Origin of the sequence: Duganella sp. Root336D2, assembly GCF_001425005.1 — a bacterium.
Classification (GTDB): Bacteria; Pseudomonadota; Gammaproteobacteria; order Burkholderiales; family Burkholderiaceae_D; genus Rugamonas.
In genome coordinates, this window is the sequence record NZ_LMDB01000012.1 from 1,052,527 (window position 1) to 1,073,389 (window position 20,863).

Below are 20,863 nucleotides of genomic sequence, written 5' to 3' on the forward strand. Positions count from 1 at the left end.
GGAGAGAGTCAATGAAGTTGACACGCGCAATGTTGGACGAAGCCGCAGGCCGGGGCCTGCTGGATGAAGGCCAGGCAGGGCGGCTGTGGCAGTTCCTGGTGGAGCGTGAGCAGCATACGCCGGGTTTCAAGCCGGCGCACATCCTGTATTACCTGGGCGGCTTGATCGCCATCGGCGCCATGTCGCTGTTCATGACGCTGGGCTGGGAGTCGTTCGGCGGCACCGGCCTGCTGTTCATCTCCCTTTGCTATATGGCGGCGGCGCTGGGCGCGGTCGAATGGCTGCGCGTGCGCGGCCTGGTGCTGCCTGCGGGCGTGCTGGCCGCGTTCGCGGTGGCGCTGGTGCCGCTGGCGGTCTATGGCCTGCAGCATATGCTCGGCCTGTGGGCAGGCGGCGAAGCCGGCAGTTCGTATCGCAACTACCACTACTACGTCGACTGGCGCTGGATCTTCATGGAGCTGGCCACGCTGGCTGCCGGGGCGGTGGTGCTGTGGCGCTACCGTATGCCGTTCACCGTGATGCCGCTGGCGGTGACCCTGTGGTACATGAGCATGGATGTGGCCGAAATGCTGCTTGGCCATTACGGCCTGTTTTCCCGTGAAGGCAAAATCATCTCGGCGGTGTTTGGTGTCGGCATGACGCTGGTCGCGCTGTGGATCGACCTGCGCAACCGCAGCAGCAAGGATTATGCGTTCTGGCTGTACATCTGGGGCGTATTGGCGTTCTGGGGCGCCTTGTCTTCGATGGACTCGGGCAGCGAGTTCGGCAAGCTGGTCTATTGCCTGATCAACGTCGTGATGATCGGTCTCGGCGCCGCCTTGTCGCGCCGCGTGTTCGCGGTATTCGGCGGCTTTGGCCTTGCTGGCTACCTGGGCCACTTGTCTTACACCGTTTTCCGCGACAGCCTGCTGTTCCCGGTCGCACTGACTGCGATCGGCATTGCCATCATCGCCGCCGGCGTGTTCTGGCAGCGCCGCGAAGCGCGGATCGGCGCCAGCCTGCGCCAATTGCTGCCTGGTCCCGTGCGCCTGCTGGTCGAACGCCGCGCCGCGTGAAGCTGCGCAACGCGCTTGCACTCCTGTTTTCCGCTGGCGCGCTGCTCGGCCTGTGGGCGGTCGGCTGGGCGCTCTCCCAGCCGGTCAATCATCCGGTCGCCATGCCGGCGGCCCTTGGCTTCGAGCGGGTGCTGGCTGGCGGGACGCACGGCTCCCTGCTGCGCGCGCCCGGCGCGACACGCTGCGTACTGCTGATGCATGGCATCCGCGGCGATCGGCGCGCGATGGCGGAGCGCGCTGCGTTCCTGCGTGACGCCGGCTGGACCGCCCTCGCAATTGACCTGCAAGCGCATGGCGAAACGCCAGGCGAGATGATTACATTCGGCCACCGCGAGGCTGCCGACGCCCGCAATGGGGTTGCCTATTTGCGCGCCCAGGGATGTGCGACCGTGGCCGTCATCGGCCAGTCATTGGGCGGCGCCGCAGCCCTGTTGGGCAAAGGCCCGGTGGCGGCCGATGGATTCGTGCTTGAATCGGTCTATCCCACCATAGAAGACGCCGTCGCCAACCGGCTCGCAGTCCGCTTCGGGGCTGTGGGGCGTCTTGCTGCGCCACTCCTTTACTGGCAGCTTCCCTTGCGCACAGGCGTAGGGCGCGAGGAACTGCGCCCTGTCCAGGCCATCAGCAGGGTGCGGGCGCCTGTGCTGGTGGCTGGCGGCACGCGCGACAGCCAGACTCCGCCGGCAGAAACGCGGCATATGTTCGAAGCGGCGGGCGGAGCGAAAACCCTTTGGCTGGTCGAGGGCGCAGCCCACGAAGACCTTTACCGATTCCATCCGACCGAATACCGGCTTCGCCTGCTGCGCTTCCTCGATACGCTGCGAGCTGCGCCGGGCTAGTGCAGTTCCGGCGCCACCTGACCGCTCAGGAGCCAGTTGCCGATCGCCCGATAGACTTGCGAGCGCTGGCCCTGCAGGCCGTGTGCGCTTTCACGGCTGCAGTCGCGGCGGGTGCCGGCATGGACCGGCGGGAAGGCTTCGCTGTCGACAGCGATCAGCGGAAAGAAGCGCGCTTTCCGATAGCTGTCGCGAAAGGGCAGGCAGGCGTCGCGGCGGTGATGCACGCCGAGCACGGGAATCTTGAGGTGCGGCACTTCGGCCCAGGCCTCGGCGCTGCCGTTGACCAGCACCACGGCATCGACAGCGGGCAGGCGGTTCGCGGCATAGGCGGCCGAGAAGGCGCCGTCGCTGCTGCCCATCAGGACCATGCGCGCCTGCGGGTGGCGCTTGCGCATGAAGTCGACTACGGCGGCGATATCCTGCCGGTGCGCGGAGCCCTGGCGACTGTCGATATCCAGCACCTCATGGTCGCTGGCGGTGTCCAGCGCCACCATCGCTCCTATCTGTTGCGCCATCTGGCGCTGTGCACCGAACAAGGTATCCGGATCGGCAGGCAGGCTGCCAGGCCAGGCGCCCTGCAGCCCGCGCTGGCCCGAGCCGCCCGCCAGGTAGAGCACGACGTGGCCGACCGCGTGCTCGCCAGTCATCTCCAGCACGCGCACGGTGGCGCCGGGCCGCGTCGGGATATCCAGCAGGACTTCACCAGCCTGCACTACGCCGTGCAGCGCGAGGGCAAGCAATGCCAGCGTGCGAATCTCCATGGGACAATCCTCCTGTGCCGAGTGACTTTCACGCACCTTGATTCAATTGGCGCATTGCCTGAAATTGTATATTCTCCGACAACATTTTACGCAAAAGTCGAGGTGACGCGATGAAGTGCAAGTTGATCCTGGGCGTGCTGGCGACTGCGCTGGCGCCCGCCGCGCAAAGCCAATGTTGCGGCTATGGCATGAGCTACGATAACGTTGTGGTCTGGCCGCAGCCGGATTTGCGCATCCCGGTTCCTTCCGCCGCCAATGCGAAGAAGGCCCCGCCAATCCTGCCGAAATCGAAACCAGCCGTGCAGGCCAACGCGCACAAGCTTGCCCAGCACTTCGCGGCCGATAAGCGCGCGGAGATGGAGAAAGTCTATGTGCAAAGCATGGACGTCTATCTCCAGGTCGAAAAGAAAATGGGCTGGACTCCGCGCGACATGGCCGGCGGGCTGGCGGCTTTCCTGGTCGGGAATTACATGGTGTTGAAAAACACCGAAGTTTCGGACGAAGACTTCAACGCCGTCGCCAGGCAGATCCGCGCACAGGACAGGCTGCAGAACATCAATGACCGCAACGAGGCGGACAAGGTGCGCGACGTCTTCGAGCAAAGCGCCATGATCGGCGCCTTCATGGCGCTGGCCTATAAATCGCACCAGCAGCAGCCGCAGCCGCCGGTCGTCCATGAAAACATGCGCAACGCGGCGCGCGAAAACCTGCAGCTGGTGTTGAAAGGCGATCCGGGCAACCTGTCAATCGACAAAAACGGCATGAGGTTCCAATGACGATCTTCATCAAGAAGATGTGCAATGCCTTCATCACCGATGCGGTGGTCAATCGCCGCATCGGCGGGGCAGCGGGGCGCAGTGTCGAAGCAATAGGCGCCGCCATCGGCGGCTTATGGGTCGGCGGTATCGTCACCGTGTCGGCCGACGCGCTGGACTGGATTCCGAACATCATGAACAAGGCGGTGCATGATGATTTGCAGCCGGTGCATATCCCCCTGCGCGACGTGCGTTCGGTGCGGCGCGTATTCGGCATCCTGACCGGCATCGTGGTGGTTGAACTGGAAGATGGCGGCGAGTTCCGCTTCCGCTGCTTCAATGCCCGCAGCGTGGCGGAGAATATGTCCGACTTGCTGCCCAGCCAGGTGATGAGCGCATGAGGGCGCCTGCTGCGTGCCATGTTGTGCGCCGCAATGCTTGAGGCATCGGCGGCCCAGGCACAGGGTTTCGTGGGCTTGGGACCCGATTACTCGATGACGACAGCGCCGATGCTCAACTTCGCCAATATGGCGGTGATGAACAACAATTCGATGAACACGGGCAGCCGTTCGCGCAGCAAGCCGGCGCGTCTGGATGCGCCGCCGGCGGTACAGCGCAATGCGCGGGAGGTGGCCAGGGTGTTCCCGCCATCGAGCCAGGCTGCAATGGCCGAGGCTTTCCGGCAAAGCATGGACATCTACCAGCAGATCGCCGCCAAAATGGGCTGGCTGCGCGACGACCTGGATGGTGCGATGGCCGCCTTCATCGTCGGCAATTGCATGGTGTTCGCCAATCGTGAAGTACAGGATGCGCAATTCGCGGCAGTGGCCGAGCAGCAAAGCGCGGAAACGATCCGCAACCTGTACGAAAAGAGTGCCATGGTGGGTGCCTTCATGGCGCTGGCCTATAAGTCGCAGCAGCAAAAGGCGCAGCCGGATAATGTGGCTGCCAACCTGCGCGACAGCGCGCGCGAAAACCTGAAGCTGGTCCTGGGGACGGACCCCGAGCGCCTGCAGACCGACGAGCGAGGTGTTATCCTTGTCAAATGACCATCCTTAACGGTTCCTGCCACTGCGGCACTATCACGATCGAGGTACCCGATGCTCCGGCATACCTGATCGACTGCAACTGCTCGATCTGCCGCCGCACGCGTGCCCTGTGGGCCTTCTACCCGGAAGAAGCGGTTCGCGTCGGGGGCGATCCGGCGCACACCGAGGATTACGTCTGGGGCGACAAGTCGCTGCGCACGGTGCGCTGCCGGTCTTGCGGCTGCGTCACGCATTGGAAGTCGCTGCAGCCGAACGGCGACGGCCGCATGGGCGTCAATATGGCCAACTTCGCACCTGAAGTTGTCGCTGCGCTGGAAGTGCGCAAGTTCGACGGCGCCGCCAGCTGGACCTACTTGTGATCGCCGACCTGCCGCAGGACGCCTTGCTGCAGCGCTACCGCGAGCAGGGCGCCTATACCGATTGTTTCGCCATCGACGTGCCGGGCCAGGTGCCGCATGCGGCGTTTGTCGAAGCTTTCTACACGTCGGCCGTATTCAAGCTGGAGCGCCTGCTGCTGGCGTTGTTCGTCGCGCGCCCTTCGCGCGATGCGGAAGCGCGCGAGCTGGCGAGCGGCCAGCGCCAGCAGTTCGCCGCCTGGTCGGTGGAGGGGCGGGCGCCCGGCCAATTGCTGATGTGCGATTACGCCGGCAGCACGCGCTCATGGCTGATGGCCTTGCCGGCCGGGCAGGGCACGCGGCTGTACTTCGGTTCGGCCGTCGTGCGATCGCGGCAGGGGGGCGTGTTTCGCGCGCTGCTTGGTTTCCATAAGCTCTATTCGCGCATCCTGTTGCGTGCGGCGGCGTCGCGCGTGCTCAGGACCTGAACTGCGATGGACTCCCTGATCACCGCGTCGGCCCGCTCCCTTGCCAGCGGTGATGTGCTGGGCGCCCTGAAGCATGTCGCCCTGCGTGCAGATCCGCCTGCGCTGGCCTTGCGCGGCATCGCCATGGCGCGGCTGGGCGATTTCGCCAAGGCGCGCGACTTGCTGCGCCGCGCTGCGCGCGGCTTCGGTGCGCATGAAGAACTGGCCCGTGCCCGCTGCGTCGTTGCCGAGGCCGAAGTGGCGATGGCGATGCGCGACTTCGGCGGCCCACCGCGCGTGCTGGCGGCGGCGCTGGCGGTGCTGGAAGCGCATGGCGACTATGGCAATGCGCTGCAGGCGCGCCTGATCGCCGCCAGAAAACTCCTTCTGCTCGGCCGCCTGCAGGCCGCCGCCGCGGAACTGTCCCGACTCGATATCCGGGCCCTGACTCCGGCCCTGGCCGCAGTGGCGCAGCTGGCGGCAGCCGAACTGGCCATGCGTTCGCTGCGCCCGGCGCAGGCCCGGGCGGCGCTGGTAAATGCGCAGGCGGCCGCCGCGCGCTCGGGGGTACCGGAGCTGCTGGCCGAAGTAATGGAAGCTGGCGCCGCGCTGCAGCGTCCTGCCGCGCGACGGCATGGCGGCGGCGAGATGTCGCTCGACGAGGTGGCTGCGCTGCAGGCGTCCGGCACGCTGGTGCTGGACGCCTGCCGGCGCGGTCTGGGTGGCGGCGGCACCTGGCGCCCGCTGGCGCGCAGACCCGTGCTGTTCGTGCTGGCCCGTACCCTGGCCGAGGCCTGGCCGGGGGAAGCCGGTCGCGACTTGCTGATCGAACAGGCCTTCAATATCCGCCGACCCGACGAAACCCACCGCGCACGGCTGCGGGTCGAGATCGGCCGCCTGCGTGCTCTGGTCAAAGGCCTTGCCAGCATTGACGCCACGCCGCTCGGCTTTGCGATGCGGACCCTGAATGGCAGCGTGCTGGCCGTGCTGGAGCCGCCCATCGATGGCGAGCAGGCGTCGCTGCTGGCGCTGCTGTCGGACGGAGCCGCCTGGTCGACCTCAGCGCTGGCGCTGGCGCTGGACGCCAGCCAGCGCACCGTGCAGCGCGCGCTGGCAGAGCTGGAAGCGGCCGGGCGTGTGCGCTCGATCGGTCATGCCCGCACCCGGCGCTGGCTGGCGCCGCCGCTGGCCGGATTCACGACAATCTTGTTACTCCCTTCCGCGCTGCCATTGGAATAAAGTTCACTTGCGGCGCCGATCAACGGCGCGCCTCATAAGGAGCAAGGCAATGACTCTCAATTCAAACAAGGTGCGCAAGGCTGAAGTCCTGCGCGAGTACGGCCCGTTCGAGGGCGTGAGCAAGGTCGGCGGCGTGACCTACGACGGCCATCTGGTATGGGCGGCCACCGGCGCCCGCCTGATCGGCTTCGATCCGGAAAACGGCAAGCCGGCACGGACCCTGGAACTGGCCGCCGACGCGGGGACGGCATTCGACGGCAAGTTCCTGTACCAGATCGCGGCGGAGCGGATCAACAAGATCGATCCGGCCAGCGGCACGGTGCTGTCGTCGATCCCGGCGCCCGGCAAGGGCGGCGATTCCGGCCTGGCCTGGGCGGAAGGCAGCCTGTGGGTGGGGCAATACCGCGACCGCAAGATCCACCAGATCGATCCCGAGACCGGCGCGGTAATCCGCACGGTTGAATCGAACCGCTTCGTCACCGGCGTGACGTGGGTGGACGGCGAGCTGTGGCACGGCACCTGGGAGGGCGAGCAAAGCGACATCCGGCGCGTTGACCCGCAGAGCGGCGCCGTGCTGGAGCTGCTGGAAATGCCGCCCGGCGTGTTCGTCAGCGGCCTGGAATCCGATGGCGCCGGCTTGTTCTATGCAGGCGGCGAGAACAGCGGCAAGGTGCGCGCAGTGCGCCGCCCGCGGGGAGCATGATCATGAATACCGTCGTCAATCAAGAGCAATGGGTTGCGCAGCGCAAGGAATTGCTGGTGCGCGAGAAGGAACTGATGCGCCAGCAGGACCAGCTGGCCAGCGCCCGCCGCGCGCTGCCCTGGGTGCGCGTGGACAAGCAGTATGTGTTCGATACGCCGCAGGGCAAGCGTTCGCTGTCCGACCTGTTCGAAGGGCGCAGCCAGCTAGTTGTGCAGCACTTCATGTTTGCGCCAGGGGAGGAGCGGGGCTGCGCGCACTGCTCCTACATGGCCGACCATACCGACGGCGCGCTGTCGCACCTGGCGCAGCGCGACGTCAGCCTGGTGGCGGTGTCGCGCGCACCGCTGGCCAGCCTTGAGCGCATGCGCCGGGACATGGGCTGGCAGTTCAAGTGGGTGTCCTCCGGCGCAAGCGATTTCAATTACGACTTCCACGTCAGCTTCGCGCCGGAAGAAATGGCCGCAGGCGAGGTCTATTACAACTACACCGGGCAGGCATTCCCGTTTGAAGACGCGCCTGGCGTCAGCGTGTTCTACAAGGACGACGCGGGCGTGGTCTACCACACCTATTCGACCTTCGGCCGCGGCGTGGAAGTGATGATGCACACCTATCGTTTCCTCGATATCACGCCGCTGGGGCGGCACGAGGAAGGCTTGCCCTACACGATGGCCTGGGTGAAACACCACGACAGCTACCAGCAGGCGCCGGCCGCCGGCTCCTGCTGCTCCCACGGCTGAAGCGGGGAAGCCATGCCTGGCTTTCGGCCCTGGAGGGCCGTGTCCGCGATCGCCTGCGGCCATCTGGCATCGATGGCCGCAGTGGCAGCGGCGGTAGCCTTCCGGCTGCCGCTGGACCGGCCCGCAATGCAATGGGGAGCCGGCGTCCTGCTCCTCGTTGCACTGGCTTGCCGCTTGCGCCGGGGGCATGCGTTGGCGGGGCCGGTGGGCATGGCGCTGTGGACCTTTATCATGTCCACTGCCCATGGCGCCGGCTACGTGCTGATGCCGTCCCTGATGACGATCTGCGGGCGCGGCGCAGTGGGGCCGGCGCTGCTTGCCCTGTGCGCGATGGGTAGCCACATGGCGGTTATGCTCGCAGCAAACGGCGTCATTGCATATATCGCCTTTTTCTTGACAAAACGGCTCGCGACACCATGCGCATGATATGCACCTTGCTTCTCCTGGCAGTACTTCCTGCCGCACAAGCCATAGACTGTCCGGCAAACCTCCGCTGGAAAGACGGTACTCGCGCAAAAAGACAAGGTGACCTTGCAGCTGAGTGACGTACTTGAGAAAAAGTCCGCTGCGCAGAACGGGATGGTCGATTATTCAATCCAGGCCCCCCCGGCGTGCCTTTGGAGGCGGATATGCAGGGCTGGCGCATGTACCGCGCTTGAGCAACTGCGCGGCGCGAAAAAGAAGTAGCCCGGTCAGGGCTTGATGATCACCTTACCCGTCACTTTGCGCGCCGCCATGGCGTTCAGGGCCTGCGGCGTGTCCGCCAGCGAATAGCGCGCGGAAATGTGCGGGCGGATCCTGCCTTCGCCCAGCCAGCCCAGTAGCTGCATCATGCCCGCCAGGTTGGCCTTTGGCTCGCGCTTGACGAATTCGCCCCAGAACACGCCCGTCAGTGAAGCGCCTTTCAGCAGCGCCAGGTTCAAAGGCAGCTTGGGGATTTCGCCGTTGGCAAAGCCCACTACCAGGTAGCGACCGCGCCAGCCGATCGAGCGGAAGGCAGGTTCGGCATACTCGCCGCCAACCGGGTCGTAAATCACGTCCGGGCCTTTGCCATCGGTGGCGGCTTTGATCGCCTCGCGCAGGTCGCCGCTGCTGTAGTTGATCAGGACATCGGCGCCATGCTCTTTGCACACCGCCAGCTTTTCTTCGCTGGAAGCGGCGGCAATCACGCGCGCGCCGAGCGCCTTGCCGATCTCGATTGCGGCCAGCCCGACGCCGCCGGCGGCGCCCAGCACCAGCATGGTCTCGCCGGCCTTCAACAGGGCGCGGTCCACCACCGCGTGGTGCGAGGTGCCGTAGGTCAGGGTGATTGCTGCGGCCGTATCGAAATCCATCCCCGGCGGCATCGGCATCAGCGAAGCCGCGGGCACCAGCAGTTGTTCGGCAAAGCCGCCATGGGCGGAGAAGGCAATTGCCTTGTCGCCCGGCTTGAAGCCCTGCACGCCTTCGCCAACCGACAGCACCACGCCTGAAACTTCATTGCCCGGCGTGAAGGGCAGGGTGGGCTGGTACTGGTACTTGCCCTGGATGATCAGCACATCGGGGAAGTTGACGGCGGCTGCCATCACCTGCAGCACCACCTGGCCCGGGCCGGGCTGCGGGTCGGGCACTTCTTCCAGCACCAGCGTGTCGGGCAGACCCCACTCCTTGCAAACGATAGCCTTCATGTCACAGTCTCCTTATCGAACGATCGTACGATTATGCCCGAGATCACTTTGCGCCTGCACAAAGTTCAGCGCCCGCGCCGGGGATACATTTGGCTGGCAGGGGAGGCGATTGCCATGAGTATCCGGTACGGCTGCTTTTTCAGTTACGCGCATGGCCAGCACGCATATATGAGCCACTTCAAGGACGACCTGGTCGATGCCCTGAAGTGCTATCTTGAGCCCCATTTCGACAACGAGACCGAACTCTTTGTCGATAGCGAGCAGCTGGGCGGCGGGGACGATATCGAGCGCCGCCTCGCCCTGGCCATGTGCCAGAGCGCCACGATGATTGTGATCTACACCCCGAAGTACGAGGCGCACCCGTATACCCGGCGCGAATTCGCGGCCATGCAGATGATCGAGGCTGAGCGCAGTGGCTGGTACGAGCTGCCCAGCCACCTGATCATTCCCGTCATCATGACCCGCCATCCACTGAACCTGCCGCGCCAGATCAGCGAGCCCGGCATGTATGTCGATTTTTCGCGCTACACGCTGGCAACCGGGGACTTGAAGACCAACCCCGATTTCCTGCCCGATATCCGGCGCATCGTGGACCGCATCACGATGCATTACCACTGCGTGAAGGCGAGCATCCCGCCCGGCCACGACTGCAGGCAGTTCGTGCTGCCGCCGGTACCGCCGGAATGGCGCCCGCCGGCCCCACCGCATTTCCCACGCTAGAAAAATCCACTGAGAGAGCGCCATGGATCACCTACGCCTGCACCTGCCAGAGCTGCCCGCAGCCGGCGAAGTCACCACTTTCTACTCGTACAAAGGCGGCGCAGGCCGCACCATGGCGCTGGCCAACCTTGGGCACATGCTGGCTTGCCGCCGTACGGCGCCGGTATTGCTGGTCGACTGGGACCTGGAAGCCCCCGGCCTGCATTACTACTTCCCCGGCGCCGCGCAGGCCGCGGGCGTGCTGGAGCTGTTCGAGGAATGCCGCGACCAGCTCCAGGAGCGCGCCGGCCGCTACGCCAGCGAGCAGGCGCTGGCCGATGCGGTGGTCGACGCGCTCCGTTGGGAGCAGTACCTGGTCAGGGCATGCGATGACCGGCCACTCTGGCTGCTGCGCGCCGGGCGGTGCGACGGCAGCCATGCGGAACGTGCGGCAATGCTGGACTGGCAAAGCCTGTTCGACGCATGCCCCGCGCTGTTCCGCACGTTTGCCGCGCGCCTGGCGCGCCATTTCGGCCATGTGCTGGTCGACGCCCGCAGCGGGCGCGCCGACTGCGCGGCCATCTGCACCACGCTGCTGCCGACGCGGCTGGTGCTGGTGTTTGCGCCGAACCGGCAGAACCTGGATGGCTTGCAGGACCTGGTGTCGCGCGCCACCGGCTACCGCAGCTGCCATGAGGACGAACAGCGGCCTTTGCTGGTCTACCCGCTGCCATCGCGCATCGATACTTCGAACGAGGGGCAATGCACGCTCTGGCGGCGCGGAGCGGATGGGGCGGGCGGCTACCAGCCCCTGTTCGAAGGCCTGCTGGGCCAGGCCTACGGCTTGCCCTGGCTGTCGCTGGAAGCCTATTTCGATGCGGTGCAACTGCCGCACTGCGCCAGCCTGGCTTGCGGCGAGCCGCTGCCGGCTTTGGCCCTGCAGCAAGGTTATTCAGCATTCATGCAATGGTTTTCCGAAGGGCTCTGCCCCTGGCAGCGCCTGCCCCAAGCCGCACCGGCCACCCTCAACCACCACCATGCCTTGCCGCTCGAGCAGGAACGCACCGTCTACTGGCCAATGCCGGCGGCGATATAAATTTGTCTGCGCCGGCGCGCTGCGCCAGTCGTTGCTTCAGGTAAAATTCCCTGTATGAGAATCCTTATCAGTAACGACGACGGCTACCTGGCGCCTGGCATCAATGCGCTGGCAGAAGCCCTGCAGCCTATTGCCGATATCGTGGTTGTGGCGCCCGACAGCAACCGCTCCGGCGCCTCCAATTCCCTGACGCTGGACCGTCCCTTGTCGGTGCACCAGGCGGCCAATGGTTTCTATTTTGTCAATGGAACGCCGACCGATTGCGTCCACGTGGCGCTGACCGGCTTGCTCGACCATGTGCCGGACCTGGTGGTGTCGGGCATTAACAACGGCCCCAATATGGGCGACGACACCCTGTACTCGGGCACCGTGGCCGCCGCCACCGAAGGCTACCTGTTCGGCGTGCCGGCCATGGCCTTTTCGCAGGGCTCCTACGGCTGGGCCAATGTCGATGCCGCCGCCCGCGTGGCGCGCGACCTGGTGCAGCGCTACCTGGAATTGCTGGAGCGGCCCTACCTGCTGAACGTGAACATCCCCAACCTGCCGTATGAGCAGCTGGGGGCACTGACGCCGACCCGCCTGGGCCGCCGCCACCAGGCCGAACCCGTGGTCAAGGCGCTCGACCCGCGCGGCCGCGAAATCTACTGGATCGGCCCGCCCGGCGCCTGCAAGGATGCCGGCGAGGGCACCGACTTCCATGCAGTTGCCAATGGCCGCGTGTCGCTGACGCCTTTGCAGATCGACCTGACCCATCGCCAACAACTCGATTCCCTGGCAAAGGCCATCGCATGAGCGAAAAGACCCGCACTTTCCCGCTGCCCCTGTCATCCGTTACCGACAAGAGCCCGGCGAAGAAGCCGGTCTACAACACCGTGGCCACGCCACAAACCGCAACCCAGAACGCCGCGCGCACGGCCGCTGCCAACGCCGGCGGCTGGCGCCCGCAGCCGGTTGCCTCGCCTTCGCGCGCTCATTCCTACGCCCAGGAGCGCGCCCAGGTGCAGCTTGGCTCGATGCCGGCGCCGCGCCAGAATGCCCTGGTGTCGGACGGGGTGCGCCGCGCCATGGTGCAGCGGGTGGCCAAGCAGGGCGTCAGCGACCCGGTGGTGCTGGGCGCGCTCGACACCGTGCCGCGCCATATGTTCATGGACGAAGGCCTGGCGCCCCAGGCCTACATCGACGCATCGCTGCCGATCGGCCACCACCAGACCATCTCCCAGCCTTATATCGTGGCGCGCATGATCGAGGTGATGCGCGCCGGGCAGGATGTGCACCGCGTGCTGGAAATCGGCACCGGCTGCGGCTACCAGGCGGCGGTGCTGGCCTGCGTGGCGAAAGAGGTGTATTCGATCGAGCGTATCAAGTCCCTGCACGAACTGGCCAAGGCCAACTTGCGCCCGATGCGGGTGCCGAACCTGCGTTTGCACTACGGAGATGGTATGCTAGGCTTGCCGCAGGCGGCGCCTTTCGATGGCATCATCCTTGCCGCCGCCGGCCTGGAAGTGCCGCAGGCCTTGCTGGATCAACTGAATATCGGCGGCCGCCTGGTCGCTCCGGTCGGGGCTCGCACCCAGCATCTCGAACTGGTGACCCGTGTCAGCAAGAACGAATGGGTGCGCCAGACGCTGGAAGACTGCCATTTTGTGCCGCTGCGCCCTGGCACCGTTTAACACACAGATCAATAGAATGACGAAGAAATATTCCCTTTTCCTGATGGCCGCCTCGCTGGTCATGCTGACCGCATGTGAAACCATGACGCAGCCGGCCCCGGTCGAGGATCGCTCGACGCCGCTGGCGCCGACGTCGCCGAAACCGGCCTCGGAGGAGCCAGCGAAAGACAAGGAAGGCTACTACACCGTCCACAAGGGCGACACCCTGATCCGCATCGCCTTCGACCGCGGCCTGAACTACCGCGACCTGGCGGCCTGGAACAACCTGGCCAACCCGGACGATATCAAGGTCGACCAGGTATTGCGCCTGACGCAGCCGGAAGGGGTGCAAGTGGCCGCCGTGCCGACCCCGCCGCAGATCGAGAAAACCCCGCCGCCGCCGCGCAAGTCGGCGCCGAAGGGGGAGAAGCGTCCATATTCCGATGCCGCGGTGGCGGATTTGCAGAAAACCGACGAGCGCCCGGAAAAACCGGCCCAGGTGGCCAGCGCGGCGCCGGTCCCGGTGCCGGCTGTGGCGGCGGCAGTCAGCGCGGAAGACCGCGACCTGTCGTGGACCTGGCCTTCCGATGGCCGCGTGGTGGCCCAGTTTGATGAAGGCAAGAACAAGGGTATCGACATTGCCGGCCGCTCCGGGCAACAAGTGTTGGCAGCCGAACGAGGAAAAGTGATGTATGCCGGTAGCGGCATCCGCGGATATGGTAATCTCGTCATTGTGAAGCACAGTAACAGCCTGTTGTCGGCCTATGCCCATAACCGCTCCATCCTGGTGAAGGAGGGGCAGGAAGTGCGCAGGGGCCAGGCAATTGCTGAAATGGGGGACTCCGATACCGACACGGTCAAGCTGCACTTTGAGATAAGGCAGCAGGGCAAGCCGGTGGATCCATCGAAATTCCTGCCTAACCGCTAGATAAGCACCCATGACACGCTCGCCGAATGACCAACTGGAAGACGACTCGATTCCTGAGGAATTCCCGGACGAGCCGGTCGATGAAGTAGCCATCGATTCCATGGAGTCGGACGGCGAGGTTGCGGTGGAGGGCAGCAGTGCCGTCATCGAAACCGTCGACGAGCTGAAAAAAGTGCTGGCGGCGGAGCTCTCCACCGACACCACCCAGCACTACCTGAACCAGATCGGCACCCGTCCCTTGCTGACGGCGCCGCAGGAAGTGCATTTCGCGACTTTGGCCAAGCAGGGCGATTTCTCCGCGCGCCAGACCATGATCGAGCATAACCTGCGGCTGGTGGTGTCGATCGCCAAGCACTACATCAACCGCGGCGTGGTCCTGCTCGACATGATCGAGGAGGGCAATATCGGCCTGATGCGCGCCATCGACAAGTTCGAACCGGAGCGCGGTTTCCGCTTTTCCACCTATGCCACCTGGTGGATCCGCCAGAGCATCGAGCGCGCCATCATGAACCAGGCGCGCACGGTGCGCCTGCCGGTGCATATGGTGCGTGAACTGAACCAGATCCTGCGCGGGAAGTACCACCTGGAGGCGCAGCACCACAATGGCAAGGACGCCACGGCGGAGGACATCGCCGACCTGGTGGGGCGGCCGGTGGAGGAGGTGCAGGACATCCTGGCCTTATCCGAGCATGCCACCTCGCTCGATGCGCCGCTGGATAACGATCCCCAGTCTTCATTGATGGACATGCTGCCGGGCGATTCCGAGGATGCGCCCGATGCGCGCGCCGAGCACCACGAAATGACGGTGCTGGTGCGCGACTGGCTGACCAAGCTGCCGGACAAGCAGCGCATCGTCATCATGCGCCGCTTCGGGCTGGATAACGACGATCCCGCCACCCTGGAGACCCTGGCCGAGGAAATGGGCGTGACGCGCGAGCGGGTGCGCCAGATCCAGCAGGAGGCGCTGGTCAAGCTGAAGCGGGCCATGGCGGCGCGCGGCGTGGTCCGCGATTCGCTGCTTTAAGAGGCAGCTTCTCTGCTATCATAGCGGGCTTTGGGCGCGCAACGCGCCGGCTGCAACCTTAACCGCTATGCAAGACACTATCGTCGAAATCAAATCCCTGGACATGGATGCCCGTGGCGTTGGCCACATCGAGAACGAAGACGGCTCGCCGGGCAAGGTCGTTTTCATCGAAGGCGCGCTGCCGGGTGAAAAAGTCAGCTTCGAACTGCAGAAGAAGAAGAAGAACTGGGAGCAGGGCCGCATGACGGCGCTGCACAAGGAATCGTCGATGCGCGTCAAGCCGAAGTGCGAGCACTTCGAGATCTGCGGCGGCTGCTCCATGCAGCACCTGGAAGCTTCGGCCCAGGTGGCGATCAAGCAGCGCGTGCTGGAAGACAACCTGTGGCACCTGTCCAAGGTCAAGTCCGACACCATGATGCGCCCGATGTACGGCCCGACCTGGGGCTACCGCTATCGCGCGCGCCTGTCCTCGCGCTATGTGGCCAAGAAGGGCACGGTGCTGGTCGGCTTCCATGAAAAGAAATCGGTGTTCGTGGCCGATATCCAAAGCTGCCAGATCCTGCCCAAGCACGTGTCGGACATGCTGATGCCGCTGCGCGCCCTGATCCACTCGCTGAGCATCTTCGACAAGGTGCCGCAGCTCGAACTGGCCGTCGGCGAAGACAATACCGTGCTGGTGATGCGCAATATGGGGCCGCTGGGCGCGGGCGACGAAGACAAGCTGAAGGCTTTCGCCGACGAGTACAAGATCCAGTGGTGGCTGCAGCCTAAAGGCCCGGACACCGCCTATCCGTTCTACCCGGCCGGCAAGGAGCTGTATTACACGCTGCCGGAATTCGGCGTCAAGATGCCCTTCAAGCCGACCGACTTCACCCAGGTGAACCATCACATCAACCGCGTGCTGGTGCACAAGGCGCTGCGCCTGCTGGACGCGCAGAAGGAAGAGCGCGTGGCCGACCTGTTCTGCGGCCTGGGCAACTTCACGCTGCCGCTGGCGACCCAGGCGCGCGAGGTGGTGGGAATTGAAGGCTCGACCGCGCTGACCGAGCGCGCGCTGGCCAATGCCAAAGTCAATGGCGTCGACGGCCACACCACCTTCCAGTGCCGCAACCTGTTCGAAATCACCAAAGACGACCTGCTCGCCCTCGGCAAGTTCGACCGCATGCTGATCGACCCGCCGCGCGATGGCGCCATGGCCTTGTCGCTGGCGCTGGCCGAGCTGAAGGAAAGCAATCCGGACATGCTGCCAAAGCGCATCGTCTACGTTTCCTGCTCGCCATCGACCCTGGCGCGCGATGCCGGCGTGCTGGTGCACCGTGCCGGCTACCGCATGTCACAGGCCGGCGTGATGAACATGTTCCCGCATACCTCCCACGTGGAGTCGATGGCGGTGTTCGACCTGGCCTAAGCCGGTCTACGGGCGGCGCTTGTCGCGGAAGAAGCGCCATGCTTCTTCCGCCGATTCAAAATCGGCGTTCTGCGCGCCCAGCAGGAAACCGGCATACCACTGCAAGCGGTGCTGGATGCTGGGTTCCGTGTGCCCGCCATTGGCAACTTTGAAAAACTCCACCTGCAAGCCGCGCGCATCGCTGCCCCATACATAGTGGTGGGCGGTGGTGTCGCCCGATTCCTTGCGATGGGAAAGGGTGCTGTCCTGCGTTGCCGCATCCGGCAACTGGTCCAGCTTGCGCCATAGTGCCAGCGTTTGCTCCACGGGAAGCGCGGTGCCGCGCCCGCGCAGCAGCATGCCCCCGATTTCGCCGCCGCCGTACGGCACGATCTTGTCGGCCGTACCGTGGATGACCATCACCGGCAAGGGCGTGCCGGGAGGGGCGCACAGGCTGTTGGCGGGCCACACCGCGGCCATGGCGGCAATGCCGGCCAGGCGCGGGCCCAGTTCCACGCCCAGGCGGTAAGTCATGCCGCCGCCATTGGACATGCCCATCACGTAGATGCGCGACGGGTCGGCGTTGTGTTCGGCAATCGCCTTGTCGACCAGCGCGGCGATGAAGCCGACATCGTCGGTTTTAGGGCTGGTGCTGGCATCGGCGCGGCAGTCGTTCCAGCCGGATTTGTTGTCGCTGCCCTTGGCGCCATCCGGCGCGATGACCAGGACTTGCTCGCGGTCGGCGATCGCCAGCCATTGCTGCATCGGCACGCGCAGGCGTTCGCGGCCAAATACCAGGCTGGCCGAGCCGGCGTGCCCATGCAGCACCAGCACCAGCGGACGCTTGCCTGCTGCCGGCTGCTGCGGCTCCGCCAGCAGGTAGTGGCGGGCGCCCTCGGGGCGCTGGATGTCGGAGGCGGTGATGGTCGCCGCGTGCAGGGCGCACGGCAGCAGGGCGGTGAAGGCGGCTAAAGGCAGGGTTTTCATGAGTTTATGATAACACCGTGCCACAAGCGGTCGGGCAAAGAAAAAGCCGGCACCAGGGCCGGCCTTTTTGTTGGTGCGGGATGCGCTTATTCGCGGTCGCCGGCCAGGCCCAGCAGGTTCAGCAGGCTGGTGAAGATGTTGTACACGTCCAGGTACAGGGCCAGGGTGGCGGAGACGTAGTTGGTCTCGCCGCCGTTGACGATGCGCTGCACGTCGAACAGGATGTAAGCCGAGAAGACGGCAATCACCAGCACCGAGATCACGATCGACAGTGCGCTCATGCCCAGGAAGATGTTGGCAACCGACGCCAGCATCAGCACGATCACGCCGGCGAACAGCCATTTGCCCATCATCGAGAAATCGCGCTTGGTCACGGTGGCGTAGCTGGCCAGTGCGGCAAAGATCGCGCCGGTACCGCCAAAGGCCGTCATGATCAGGGTCGGGCCGTTGGAATAGCCGAGGGTGCGGCTGAGCAGCGGGGTCAGCATCAGGCCCATGAAGAAGGTGAAGCCCAGCAGCAGGGCAACGCCCACGCCGGAATCCTTGTTCTTTTCAATGGCCCAGAAGAAGCCGAAGGCGATTGCCATGAACACGATGAAGCCGATGAAGCCGCGTGGAATCGGTATGTTGAAGAACAGGCCGGCGGCGGCGCCCAGCACGGTCGGGATCATCGACAGGGCCAGCAGCCAGTAGGTGTTGCGCAGCACGCGGTTGCGGATCAGCGCATTGTCGGTGGCGACAGAGCTACCAAAATGATGTACGTTTTGCATATTTAAATGCCTCCTTTACCAAAAAGCATAGCATGCCGCTGACCAGATGGGGGCTTCCTGGCTTAGGAAATACTTAAAAACGCTTAGGGGAAGCCCTTATATATGCCCTGGAAGTGTTTCCTTGGGCATAGAGAATGAACTATGTTAAAATCTAGGGTTGATCGAGAATCTAATTTCTTCTTTTAAACCTTTCTTTTTATTGGAGTTTTTCATAATGGCAATCGAACGCACCCTGTCGATCATCAAACCTGACGCAGTAGCCAAGAACGTGATCGGCCAGATCTACAGCCGTTTCGAAGGCGCAGGCCTGAAAGTGATCGCTGCCCGTATGGCTCAACTGTCGCGCGCTGAAGCAGAAGGCTTCTACGCTGTGCACCGCGAGCGTCCTTTCTTCAAGGACCTGGTTGACTTCATGGTTTCCGGTCCTGTCATGATCCAGGTTCTGGAAGGCGAAGGCGCAATCCTGAAGAACCGCGACCTGATGGGCGCTACCGATCCGAAGAAGGCAGAAAAAGGCACCATCCGTGCTGATTTCGCTGATTCGATCGATGCCAACGCTGTTCACGGCTCCGACGCTGCTGAAACCGCTGCCGTGGAAATCGCCTACTACTTCCCAGCACTGAACGTCTACTCCCGTTAATCTTACGGAAAAGTAGTAAAGTAGTATTGCGCCTTGCCCCGGGTCTTCGGTCCGGGGCAAAGCCGTTTTTGAAATTGAGTAAAAAAGCATGGAAACGTCCCTCACCAATCTGCTGGATTTCGATCCGGAACAACTAGTCGCCTACTGCGCCGAGCTGGGGGAGAAGCCTTTCCGTGCCAAACAGCTGCAGCGCTGGATCCACCAGTTCGGTGCCTCCGACTTTGACAGCATGACCGACCTCGCCAAGTCCTTGCGCGAGAAGCTGAAGACGCGCGCCCACATCGTGGCGCCGGCCGTCATCAGCGACCATACGTCGACCGACGGCACCCGCAAATGGCTGGTGGACGTGGGTAATGGCAATGCCGTGGAAACCGTGTTCATCCCGGAAGAAAACCGCGGCACGCTGTGCATCTCGACCCAGGCCGGCTGCGCCGTGAATTGCCGTTTCTGCTCGACCGGCAAGCAGGGCTTCAACCGCAACCTGACCGTGGGCGAAATCATCGGCCAGCTGTGGATGGCTGAATTCGCGCTGCGCGCAACCAAAGGCATCGAACCCGGCCCGAAGGGCGAGCGCCAGATCACCAACGTGGTGATGATGGGCATGGGCGAGCCGCTGCTGAATTACGGGCCAACCGCCACCGCGCTCAAGCTGATGCTGGACGATAACGCCTACGGCCTGTCGCGCCGCCGCGTGACCCTGTCCACCTCGGGCGTGGTGCCGAACATCGACAAGCTGTCGCAGGACGTGCCGGTGGCGCTGGCGGTATCGCTGCACGCCTCCAACGACAAGCTGCGCGACGAACTGGTCCCGCTGAACAAGAAGTACCCGCTGAAGGAGCTACTGGCGGCGTGCAAACGCTACCTGGAGTTCGCACCGCGCGACTTCATCACATTCGAGTACTGCATGCTCGATAACTACAACGACACGGATGAGCATGCGCGCGAGCTGATCGCGCTGGTGAATCATCCGGAGTTCGGTGTCAATTGCAAGTTCAACTTGATTCCTTTCAACCCCTTCCCGGAATCGGGCCTGCTGCGCTCCAAGAACCCGCGCATCAAGGCCTTCGCTGAAATTCTGATGAATGCGGGCATCGTAACCACCATCCGCAAGACGCGCGGCGATGATATCGACGCAGCTTGCGGACAGTTGGCGGGCGAAGTGAAAGATCGCACCCGCGTGGCTGAACGGATGGAAAAGATGACCGAATACCAGAAGAAGTACGGCGCCGATTTTGGCAAGATAGTGGAGATTCGTTCCTGATGACCGATTTCGCCCAGCGCCGCTTCAAGTGCCTGGCCGCGGTCGCGCTGGCCAGTTTATTGGCGGGCTGCGCGACTTTGGGGCAAGGCCCCAGCGGCAGAGAAGACCTGAAGACCATTTCCGACCAGACTTCGGCGCAAAAGCGCGCCGAGATCCGCATGCAGCTAGCGATCGGCTATTTCGAGCAGGGTAACTACCCGATCGCGCTCGATGAGGTGAAGAAGGCGATCGCCGCCGATCCGCAGGGCGTGAACGGCTACAGCCTGCGCGCCATCATCTACATGCGCATGGGCGAAAAGGAACTGGCGAACGACAACTTCCTGCAAGCCCTGAAATTGGCGCCGAACGATCCCGACCTGAACAATAATTACGGTTCCTTCCTGTGCCAGCACGAGCGCGTCAAGGAATCGTTCAAGCATTTCGATGCCGCGCTGGCGAACCGCAATTACCGCTCGCCGGCCGGCGCCTTGAACAATGCGGGCAATTGCGCGCTGAAGATCAAGGATATCGACCTGGCCGAGCGCTACCTGCTGGATGCGTTGAAGCTGACCCCGGAAGTGCCGGAAACGAATATCGGCCTGGCCAAGGTGTACTATGCGCGGCGCGACTACCCGCGCGCGAGCTTCTTTATCACGCAGTTGCACAAGGTGGCGAAAGTGGATAGCCTGCCTGCCGACGTACTGTGGCTGGCGATCAAGGTACAGCACAGGATGGGCGACCAGGCCCTGGAGCAGAGCTTTGCGACGCAATTGCGGCGTCATCACGCCCAGTCGCCGGAATATGCAGCGTATCAGCGTGGGGCGTTTGATGAGTGA

At 64.1% G+C, this 20,863-nt stretch carries 25 protein-coding genes; 21 read left to right on the forward strand and 4 right to left on the reverse strand.

What is annotated here, in order from left to right:
• The first annotated feature begins 11 nt into the window (after positions 1-11).
• Positions 12-1,055, forward strand: coding sequence for a hypothetical protein (locus tag ASD07_RS14960; protein WP_055931521.1), 1,044 nt, complete (start codon positions 12-14; stop codon positions 1,053-1,055).
• Positions 1,052-1,894, forward strand: coding sequence for an alpha/beta hydrolase (locus tag ASD07_RS14965; RefSeq protein ID WP_055931523.1), 843 nt, complete (start codon positions 1,052-1,054; stop codon positions 1,892-1,894). Before ASD07_RS14960 ends, ASD07_RS14965 begins: the two co-directional genes overlap by 4 nt.
• Here the strand turns inward: ASD07_RS14965 and ASD07_RS14970 are convergent.
• Positions 1,891-2,655: an alpha/beta hydrolase gene (locus tag ASD07_RS14970; RefSeq protein WP_055931526.1), complete on the reverse strand. Its 765-nt coding sequence runs from the start codon at positions 2,653-2,655 to the stop codon at positions 1,891-1,893. The two genes, ASD07_RS14965 and ASD07_RS14970, sit on opposite strands and share 4 nt — an antisense overlap.
• Positions 2,656-2,765: 110 nt before the next feature.
• On the opposite strand from ASD07_RS14970, the gene ASD07_RS14975 reads away from it, so the two are divergent.
• Genes ASD07_RS14975 through ASD07_RS15015 form a run of 9 tightly spaced genes read left to right on the forward strand, consistent with a single transcriptional unit; the run spans position 2,766 to position 8,366 of the window.
• A complete protein-coding gene (locus ASD07_RS14975) occupies positions 2,766-3,431 on the forward strand; it encodes a DUF6683 family protein (protein ID WP_055931529.1) in 666 nt (221 codons plus the stop codon).
• Positions 3,428-3,811, forward strand: coding sequence for a hypothetical protein (locus ASD07_RS14980; RefSeq protein ID WP_055931531.1), 384 nt, complete (start codon positions 3,428-3,430; stop codon positions 3,809-3,811). The genes ASD07_RS14975 and ASD07_RS14980 overlap by 4 nt, the downstream gene beginning before the upstream one ends.
• A 33-nt stretch (positions 3,812-3,844) precedes the next feature.
• Positions 3,845-4,459: a DUF6683 family protein gene (locus tag ASD07_RS14985; RefSeq protein WP_229207145.1), complete on the forward strand. Its 615-nt coding sequence runs from the start codon at positions 3,845-3,847 to the stop codon at positions 4,457-4,459.
• Positions 4,456-4,818, forward strand: coding sequence for a GFA family protein (locus tag ASD07_RS14990; RefSeq protein WP_055931538.1), 363 nt, complete (start codon positions 4,456-4,458; stop codon positions 4,816-4,818). The genes ASD07_RS14985 and ASD07_RS14990 overlap by 4 nt, the downstream gene beginning before the upstream one ends.
• Positions 4,815-5,282, forward strand: coding sequence for a hypothetical protein (locus ASD07_RS14995; RefSeq protein WP_200953798.1), 468 nt, complete (start codon positions 4,815-4,817; stop codon positions 5,280-5,282). The genes ASD07_RS14990 and ASD07_RS14995 overlap by 4 nt, the downstream gene beginning before the upstream one ends.
• 6 nt (positions 5,283-5,288) lie before the next feature.
• Complete coding sequence (locus tag ASD07_RS15000; RefSeq protein ID WP_055931541.1) at positions 5,289-6,500, forward strand: hypothetical protein; 1,212 nt, start codon at positions 5,289-5,291, stop codon at positions 6,498-6,500.
• Positions 6,501-6,549: 49 nt separating this feature from the next.
• Positions 6,550-7,203, forward strand: a complete 654-nt coding sequence (locus ASD07_RS15005) for a glutaminyl-peptide cyclotransferase (RefSeq protein WP_055931544.1) — start codon at positions 6,550-6,552, stop codon at positions 7,201-7,203.
• A 2-nt stretch (positions 7,204-7,205) separates the two neighbouring features.
• Positions 7,206-7,940, forward strand: coding sequence for a DUF899 domain-containing protein (locus ASD07_RS15010; RefSeq protein WP_373922079.1), 735 nt, complete (start codon positions 7,206-7,208; stop codon positions 7,938-7,940).
• A gap of 39 nt (positions 7,941-7,979) precedes the next feature.
• Positions 7,980-8,366 (forward strand): hypothetical protein, encoded by a 387-nt coding sequence (locus tag ASD07_RS15015; RefSeq protein WP_156397999.1) that lies wholly within the window; start codon positions 7,980-7,982, stop codon positions 8,364-8,366.
• Between the two features lie 266 nt (positions 8,367-8,632).
• Here the strand turns inward: ASD07_RS15015 and ASD07_RS15020 are convergent, their stop codons facing one another.
• Positions 8,633-9,607, reverse strand: a complete 975-nt coding sequence (locus ASD07_RS15020; protein ID WP_055931553.1) for an NADPH:quinone oxidoreductase family protein — start codon at positions 9,605-9,607, stop codon at positions 8,633-8,635.
• Positions 9,608-9,721: 114 nt separating this feature from the next.
• Between ASD07_RS15020 and ASD07_RS15025 the strand changes: the two genes are divergently transcribed.
• The 7 genes from ASD07_RS15025 to rlmD all read left to right on the forward strand — a co-directional run bounded on the left by ASD07_RS15025 (position 9,722) and on the right by rlmD (position 16,411).
• The gene (locus ASD07_RS15025; protein ID WP_055931556.1) at positions 9,722-10,327 is read left to right on the forward strand and encodes a toll/interleukin-1 receptor domain-containing protein; all 606 of its coding nucleotides are present in this window, start codon (positions 9,722-9,724) and stop codon (positions 10,325-10,327) included.
• A 22-nt stretch (positions 10,328-10,349) separates the two neighbouring features.
• Positions 10,350-11,402 (forward strand): KGGVGR-motif variant AAA ATPase, encoded by a 1,053-nt coding sequence (locus tag ASD07_RS15030; protein WP_055931559.1) that lies wholly within the window; start codon positions 10,350-10,352, stop codon positions 11,400-11,402.
• 54 nt (positions 11,403-11,456) lie between these two features.
• Positions 11,457-12,194, forward strand: coding sequence for a 5'/3'-nucleotidase SurE (surE, locus tag ASD07_RS15035; protein WP_055931561.1), 738 nt, complete (start codon positions 11,457-11,459; stop codon positions 12,192-12,194).
• A complete protein-coding gene (locus ASD07_RS15040) occupies positions 12,191-13,072 on the forward strand; it encodes a protein-L-isoaspartate(D-aspartate) O-methyltransferase (protein WP_055931563.1) in 882 nt (293 codons plus the stop codon). The genes surE and ASD07_RS15040 overlap by 4 nt, the downstream gene beginning before the upstream one ends.
• A 16-nt stretch (positions 13,073-13,088) precedes the next feature.
• A complete protein-coding gene (locus tag ASD07_RS15045; RefSeq protein WP_055931565.1) occupies positions 13,089-13,979 on the forward strand; it encodes a peptidoglycan DD-metalloendopeptidase family protein in 891 nt (296 codons plus the stop codon).
• A 10-nt stretch (positions 13,980-13,989) separates the two neighbouring features.
• Positions 13,990-15,003 carry an RNA polymerase sigma factor RpoS gene (gene rpoS, locus ASD07_RS15050; RefSeq protein WP_055931568.1) on the forward strand — a complete coding sequence of 338 codons (1,014 nt, stop codon included), beginning with the start codon at positions 13,990-13,992 and terminating at the stop codon, positions 15,001-15,003.
• Positions 15,004-15,070: 67 nt separating this feature from the next.
• Positions 15,071-16,411, forward strand: a complete 1,341-nt coding sequence (gene rlmD, locus ASD07_RS15055) for a 23S rRNA (uracil(1939)-C(5))-methyltransferase RlmD (RefSeq protein WP_055931572.1) — start codon at positions 15,071-15,073, stop codon at positions 16,409-16,411.
• A gap of 6 nt (positions 16,412-16,417) precedes the next feature.
• Here the strand turns inward: rlmD and ASD07_RS15060 are convergent, their stop codons facing one another.
• A complete protein-coding gene (locus tag ASD07_RS15060; protein WP_055931575.1) occupies positions 16,418-17,377 on the reverse strand; it encodes a PHB depolymerase family esterase in 960 nt (319 codons plus the stop codon).
• 86 nt (positions 17,378-17,463) lie between these two features.
• Positions 17,464-18,147 (reverse strand): Bax inhibitor-1/YccA family protein, encoded by a 684-nt coding sequence (locus ASD07_RS15065; RefSeq protein ID WP_055931578.1) that lies wholly within the window; start codon positions 18,145-18,147, stop codon positions 17,464-17,466.
• 214 nt (positions 18,148-18,361) lie between these two features.
• Between ASD07_RS15065 and ndk the strand changes: the two genes are divergently transcribed.
• From ndk to pilW, 3 genes are all read left to right on the forward strand, one after another.
• Complete coding sequence (gene ndk, locus ASD07_RS15070; RefSeq protein WP_050412223.1) at positions 18,362-18,787, forward strand: nucleoside-diphosphate kinase; 426 nt, start codon at positions 18,362-18,364, stop codon at positions 18,785-18,787.
• A gap of 88 nt (positions 18,788-18,875) precedes the next feature.
• Complete coding sequence (rlmN, locus tag ASD07_RS15075; protein WP_055931581.1) at positions 18,876-20,048, forward strand: 23S rRNA (adenine(2503)-C(2))-methyltransferase RlmN; 1,173 nt, start codon at positions 18,876-18,878, stop codon at positions 20,046-20,048.
• Positions 20,048-20,863, forward strand: a complete 816-nt coding sequence (gene pilW / locus ASD07_RS15080; RefSeq protein ID WP_055931584.1) for a type IV pilus biogenesis/stability protein PilW — start codon at positions 20,048-20,050, stop codon at positions 20,861-20,863. The genes rlmN and pilW overlap by 1 nt, the downstream gene beginning before the upstream one ends.